At 62.3% G+C, this 5,868-nt stretch carries 5 protein-coding genes and 1 pseudogene; 3 read left to right on the forward strand and 3 right to left on the reverse strand.

Translation table 11 applies throughout. The features are described from left to right. A pseudogene (locus EN749_RS28950) lies at positions 1-843 on the reverse strand (NAD-glutamate dehydrogenase domain-containing protein); the annotation flags it as partial. Between the two features lie 136 nt (positions 844-979). On the opposite strand from EN749_RS28950, the gene EN749_RS28955 reads away from it, so the two are divergent. Beyond that, positions 980-1,543 (forward strand): peroxidase-related enzyme, encoded by a 564-nt coding sequence (locus EN749_RS28955; protein WP_127808786.1) that lies wholly within the window; start codon positions 980-982, stop codon positions 1,541-1,543. A gap of 151 nt (positions 1,544-1,694) precedes the next feature. Here EN749_RS28955 and EN749_RS28960 read toward each other — a convergent pair whose 3' ends face one another. Next, on the reverse strand, positions 1,695-2,306 hold the full coding sequence (locus tag EN749_RS28960; protein ID WP_128364436.1) for a LysE family translocator: 612 nt from the start codon (positions 2,304-2,306) through the stop codon (positions 1,695-1,697). A 394-nt stretch (positions 2,307-2,700) separates the two neighbouring features. On the opposite strand from EN749_RS28960, the gene EN749_RS28965 reads away from it, so the two are divergent. Next, positions 2,701-3,327: a DUF1062 domain-containing protein gene (locus EN749_RS28965; RefSeq protein ID WP_127808785.1), complete on the forward strand. Its 627-nt coding sequence runs from the start codon at positions 2,701-2,703 to the stop codon at positions 3,325-3,327. 60 nt (positions 3,328-3,387) lie between these two features. Here EN749_RS28965 and typA read toward each other — a convergent pair whose 3' ends face one another. Beyond that, the gene (gene typA, locus EN749_RS28970) at positions 3,388-5,217 is read right to left on the reverse strand and encodes a translational GTPase TypA (RefSeq protein ID WP_023811726.1); all 1,830 of its coding nucleotides are present in this window, start codon (positions 5,215-5,217) and stop codon (positions 3,388-3,390) included. A gap of 197 nt (positions 5,218-5,414) precedes the next feature. Between typA and EN749_RS28975 the strand changes: the two genes are divergently transcribed. After that, complete coding sequence (locus EN749_RS28975; protein ID WP_245491515.1) at positions 5,415-5,696, forward strand: hypothetical protein; 282 nt, start codon at positions 5,415-5,417, stop codon at positions 5,694-5,696. Positions 5,697-5,868 lie beyond the last annotated feature (172 nt).

Here is a 5,868-nt window from a genome sequence, read left to right on the forward strand (position 1 = left end):
GTGCAGGAAGGCGCGGATTTCCGGCGTCGTCGTTACCGCTTCGGTGCCGCGCCTGAGCACCAGCACGTCGGGGTCGGACAGGATGCCGAGGCCGGGCTTTTCAGCGCGCTCCAGCGTGCCGCTTTCCTCGCCGCCGGTGTATTTGAACTCGCGCATGCCAAGGAAGGTGAAATTGTCGTCGCGCAGCCACTCCAGGAAGGCAAGGGCCTCGGCAACGCTCTTCTTGTCGAGCGGCACGGCCGTATAGCGGAATTCCGAGATCGCCTGATCGAGGCGGGCCAGCATCGGCCTCCAGTCGTGAACGGCGGCATGAACCTGGCCAAGGATCTTGCGCAGCCGCTCGCTCAATCCGCTCGCCTGCTCGGATGTCAGCCGCGGGATGTGGACATGGATGACGCTCAGCCGGTCGTGGCTGCCATCGTCCTTGGCGAAATTGCCGTCGCCGAGGATTTCTTCCACGCCGCCCTTGCCGTGGCGCACCACGATAACCGGATGGGTGACCAGGGTCGGTTCGCCCGATGTCTCGGTGATCTCGCCGAGGATGGAATCGAACAGGAACGGCATGTTGTCGTTGACGACTGTGACAACCGTCATCGGGCGGCCGTTTCGCACAACGCCCGAATCGGCATCGACGGCGACGACGCACTCGCCTTTCCTGTGAGTGGCGACTGCCTGGCCGGCGAGATCGGCAGCCCGCTCCAGGTCGGCCACATCGTAGGGAGCAATGTCTTCAGCTGGCGCGCGGGCGAGCAGATAGTCTGCAAGCCTGGCCGGCCTTTCCTCCGCTTTAATCGCTGCCGTGGCTTTTTTCTTCGGCTTGCTCGCGGATTTCACGCTGGCCATGACGCACGTCCCTCCCGTCGAATGCTTTTACGATTATGGTAGCAGATGACCGCTGTTTGGCGACAAAGGTTTGACGGCTTGCCAAGAATTATCGGAATTTGGCGACAAGATGCCGCGCAACGAGGAGAAATGACCCATGACCGGCAAAATCAGCGCGCTTGATCTTGGCCAGGGAGAGCTGAGCGAGGCGACAAAAACCTATTTCGCCAAATGCGAGGAGAAGCTCGGCCTCGTCCCGAACGTGCTCAGGGCCTATGCCTTCGACGACAGAAAGCTGCGCGCCTTCACCGACATGTACAACGATTTGATGCTGGGTGAGTCCGGCCTGTCGAAGCTGGAACGCGAGATGATCGCGGTCGCCGTCTCCTCGATCAATCATTGCTACTATTGCCTGACCGCGCACGGCGCGGCGGTGCGCCAGCTCTCCGGCGACCCGCCGCTCGGCGAAATGATGGTGATGAATTTTCGCGCCGCCGATCTTTCGCCCAGGCAGGTGGCAATGCTCGAATTCGCCGTCAAGCTGACGCAAGAGCCGGCCAAGATCGTCGAGGCAGACCGGGCCGCGCTGCGTCAGGCCGGCTTCACCGATCGCGACATCTGGGACATCGCCTCGACCGCTGCCTTCTTCAACATGTCGAACCGCGTGGCCGCGGCAATCGACATGCGCCCGAACGACGAATACCACGCCATGGCACGGTGAATTTGCTTTCTTCTCCCCTTTTTACGGGGAGAAGATGCCGGCAGGCAGGCGAGGGGCGGCACCAACATCCGTGAATCGAGGGCCAACTTTGCGCTGCCCCTCACCCGACCCTTCGGGCCACCCTCTCCCCGTAAACGGGGCGAGGGGAAGATCAGCGAGCAGCGATCGCCGCCGCCGCGCCGGCCATGGTCGTCGCGCTGACGCGGTTGGCGATCTTCATGGCGCGCTTGCTCTTCAAAAGCTTGCGCGCCTGTGATGCGGCGAGCACCCAGGCGAGATCGATGGCGACCAGCACCACGGCCATGGTCGCCGTCAGCTCGACCCAGCCGACGATGCTGACCGAAGCGAGGTCGATGATGGTCGGCAGCAGCGCCAGGTAGAACATCATGATCTTGGGATTGCCAAGCGTCACCGCCATGCCGGCGAAGAACAGCTTTGCCGGAGAATCCGCGCGCGGCATCTCGCCCTCTTCTGCATCGACAGGCGCGGTCCACATTTTCCAGGCGAGGTAAGCGAGATAGGCGACGCCGACCCATTTCACCACGACGAAGGCGAAATGGAAGGTCTGCGCCACGACAGCCAGGCCGAACACCGCCAGCGACAGCCAGATGCCCTCGCCGATCCACATGGCGAGCAGGAACGGAAACACGTCGCGAAACCCTTTCGAGATGACGCGCGCGACAAGCGCCGCGATCGATGGACCGGGCGAACCGGCGGCAACGAACAGAGCGGCGGCGAAAATCAGGAGCGAGGTGGCGTGCATAACCGGGGTCTCTGGTTGAAAACCTTTGATTTCGGATATTAGCGCAAGTGGCTCGGCTGCGGTAGCACCGACAAAAGACCCTTGTCGGTCCAGCATCTCGCGGCTAGAAAGGCCGCCGCGAAACAATTTTGAGCGTCACTTTGCCTACGTAACCGCCGGTCTCGTCAACTCCCCCGACACACTGCATGACACCGCATTCGCGGTGTCTGTTTTCATTTCATGTGTTCTTCTGGGCGGCGGTTCGAGACCGGTTTGGCACTGCTGAACCGTTGTTGCGCGCTGCCGCCCGTGACATCCGATTTCCGATCATAGCAAGCGACCGCCACGCCGCGCCCGCATGGGCATCTCGACATCGCCGGCCTGATGAACTTCCCGACGGGAAGGGCTTATCGGCATGTCTGGACTTCAGCGTATCCATTGGACGATCGCACCCCAAACCCCACCTCGGCCGCTCATCAGCTGCAATCGTTGCGGCACTGTGAAGGCCTATTGCAGCAGCGGGAAATTCCGCGTCAACGCCAATGGCAAACGCATCGACGTGTGGCTGATCTATCGCTGCATCGACTGCGACAACTCCTGGAATTTCGGCATTTTCGAGCGCTGCAACCGCCGCGACATCGACCCGACGCTGCTGGCGGCGCTCGAACGCAACGATCCTGCACTCGCTCACCGTCATGCCTTCGATGTAATCGCGTTGCGCAACCGGATCGGGCGCGTCGAGGAGTTCTCCGATGTCAGCATTCACAAGCGCAGGCTCGGCGACACCGGGGAAGCCGCGACCGTGTTGGAGATCCAGCTTGGACTGGAAATGCCGACATCGCTGCGACTCGACCGGCTGCTCGCTGGCGAACTCGGCATCTCGCGATCACGGCTTCAGGCGCTGGAAAAGAGGCGGCTGCTCATCGTTGACCCGGATGGCGCAAAGGCCCTGCGCAAGCCTACCCGCGCGGGAATCGCGATCCGCATCGATCTGGCCGGCGAGGCCGATCGGCAGGCCATCATCTCGGCTGCCGGTGGATGAACGAAAAAGGGGCGGAACACTGGTTGCTCCGCCCCTCTCGATTGTCGGAAAATAGAGAGCTTACGCCGCGCCGACCACCTTGGACGACTTCTCGAACCGCTTGCGCTCGTTCGGATCGAGATAGAGCTTGCGCAGCCGAATGGTCTTCGGCGTCACTTCGACCAGTTCATCGTCCTGGATCCAGGCCAGGGCGCGTTCCAGCGTCATGCGGATCGGCGGCGTCAGCTTGACCGCCTCGTCCTTGCCGGCGGCACGGATGTTGGTCAGCTTCTTGCCCTTGAGCACGTTCACTTCAAGATCATTGTCGCGGCTATGGATGCCGATGATCATGCCCTGATACACCTTGACGCCCGGATCGATGACCATCGGGCCGCGATCTTCCAGGTTCCACATCGCGTAGGCGACCGATTCGCCCTGTTCGTTGGAAATCAGCACGCCATTGGTGCGGCCCGGCAGCTCGCCCTTGTAGGGCTCATAGGCATGGAAGAGCCGGTTCATCACGGCGGTGCCGCGCGTGTCGGTCAAAAGCTCCGACTGGTAGCCGATCAGGCCACGGGTCGGCGCGTGGAAGACGATGCGCTGGCGATTGCCGCCGGACGGGCGCAGTTCGACCATCTCGGCCTTGCGCTCGGACATCTTCTGCACGACGACGCCGGCATGCTCCTCATCGACGTCGATGACGACTTCTTCGACCGGCTCCAGCAATTCGCCGTTCTCGCCCTTCTGCATGACGACGCGCGGACGCGACACGGCGATTTCAAAGCCTTCGCGGCGCATCGTCTCGATCAGCACGGCCAGCTGCAATTCGCCGCGGCCGGAGACGAAGAACGAATCCTTGTCGGGCGATTCCTCGATCTTCAGCGCGACATTGCCTTCGGCTTCGCGCAGCAGGCGGTCGCGGATGACGCGGCTGGTCACCTTGTCGCCTTCGGTGCCGGCCAACGGACTGTCGTTGACCAGGAACGACATCGTCACGGTGGGCGGATCGATCGGCTGCGCATGCAGCGGTTCGCTTACGCTCGGGTCGCAGAACGTGTCGGCGACGGTGCCCTTCGACAGGCCGGCAATGGCGACGATGTCGCCCGCCTGCGCTTCTTCGATCGGCTGGCGCTCAAGGCCGCGGAAGGCCAGGATCTTCGAAATACGGCCGGTTTCGATCTGGGTGCCGTCATGGTGCAGCACCTTGACCGGCTGGTTGGCCTTCAGCGTGCCGCTCTCGATACGGCCGGTGATGATGCGGCCGAGGAACGGATTGGCTTCCAGGATGGTGCCGATCATGCGGAACGGGCCGGGATGAACGGTCGGCTCCGGCACATGCTTGATGACGAGGTCGAACAGCGGTCCCAGCTGCTGGTCCTTGGGTCCTTCCGGATTTTCCGAAACCCAGCCATCGCGGCCTGAACCGTACAGAATCGGGAAGTCGAGCTGCTCGTCGGTGGCGTCGAGCGCCGCGAAAAGGTCGAACACCTCGTTGACCACCTCGACGTGACGGGCGTCCGGACGGTCGATCTTGTTGATGACGACGATCGGCTTCAGGCCGACCTTGAGCGCCTTGCCGACGACGAACTTGGTTTGCGGCATCGGCCCTTCGGCTGCGTCGACCAGCACGATGGCTGAGTCCACCATCGACAGGATGCGTTCGACCTCGCCGCCAAAATCGGCGTGGCCGGGGGTGTCGACGATGTTGATGCGGGTATCCTTCCAGTCGACCGAAGTCGCCTTGGCCAGGATGGTGATGCCGCGTTCCTTTTCGAGGTCGTTGGAATCCATGGCGCGCTCGGCGACGCGCTGATTGTCTCGGAAGGAGCCGGACTGCTTCAAAAGCTGGTCGACCAGGGTGGTCTTTCCATGGTCGACGTGCGCGATGATCGCGATATTACGGATTTTCATGTTCTGGTCTCGGAAGCGTTGCAGGCAGCAGGCCAAAAGGCGCTGCCTCTTTCGGTTGCGCGGCTCATACAGGGTTTTTCGCAGTTGCGAAAGAGGAGGAGCGTCACCAAATACTCATCAAATCTTAAGCATCTGCGTGTGAGATGATTTTGTTAACCAAGGCGGGAACCCTTTGGGGCCCGGGCAGTTCAAACGTCATGACCGATAAACTCAACCGATTCTGGCCGCTCATCGCGTCCGTTGCCTTCGCGGTCCTGCTGGCGGCCAACGCCGCGCAGTCGGCCGCGACGATGAAGGAATCACGGCCTGCCTTGCCGTCAGAGGCACAGTCGGCCGAGCAGATTTTCGCCGACGCACCAGACGGCGTCGACCCGATGGTGACCGGCCCGGTCAGCGCCGCCTTCAAGCAGCGGCAGGACACCGCCAACTGCGACAGCGCCGTCTGGCCGAATATTCCCATGGTCTGCTACCCGGACTAGTCAGCGCTTCACCCCCCGCCCCGTCTCGCCAGCTTCGCTTTGCGAAGCCGCCGCCGACCTTCCCCACAAGGGGGAGGGTTGAGAAGCGCGCTTACGCCGACCGCACCGGGTCGAGCGTCACCTTGTAGAGTTCGTTGTCGTCGCGATCCATCAGCCGCACCGTCATCTGCTC

Source organism: Mesorhizobium sp. M7A.F.Ca.ET.027.02.1.1 (genome assembly GCF_004022985.1).
Classification (GTDB): domain Bacteria; phylum Pseudomonadota; class Alphaproteobacteria; order Rhizobiales; family Rhizobiaceae; genus Mesorhizobium.

Excerpts from the sequence above, each read along its gene's own strand:
- EN749_RS28965 (WP_127808785.1), top strand. The coding sequence starts at position 2,701 with ATGTCTGGACTTCAGCGTATCCATTGGACGATCGCACCCCAAACCCCA.
- typA (WP_023811726.1), bottom strand. The coding sequence starts at position 5,217 with ATGAAAATCCGTAATATCGCGATCATCGCGCACGTCGACCATGGAAAG.
- EN749_RS28975 (WP_245491515.1), top strand. The coding sequence starts at position 5,415 with ATGACCGATAAACTCAACCGATTCTGGCCGCTCATCGCGTCCGTTGCC.
- EN749_RS28955 (WP_127808786.1), top strand. The coding sequence starts at position 980 with ATGACCGGCAAAATCAGCGCGCTTGATCTTGGCCAGGGAGAGCTGAGC.
- EN749_RS28960 (WP_128364436.1), bottom strand. The coding sequence starts at position 2,306 with ATGCACGCCACCTCGCTCCTGATTTTCGCCGCCGCTCTGTTCGTTGCC.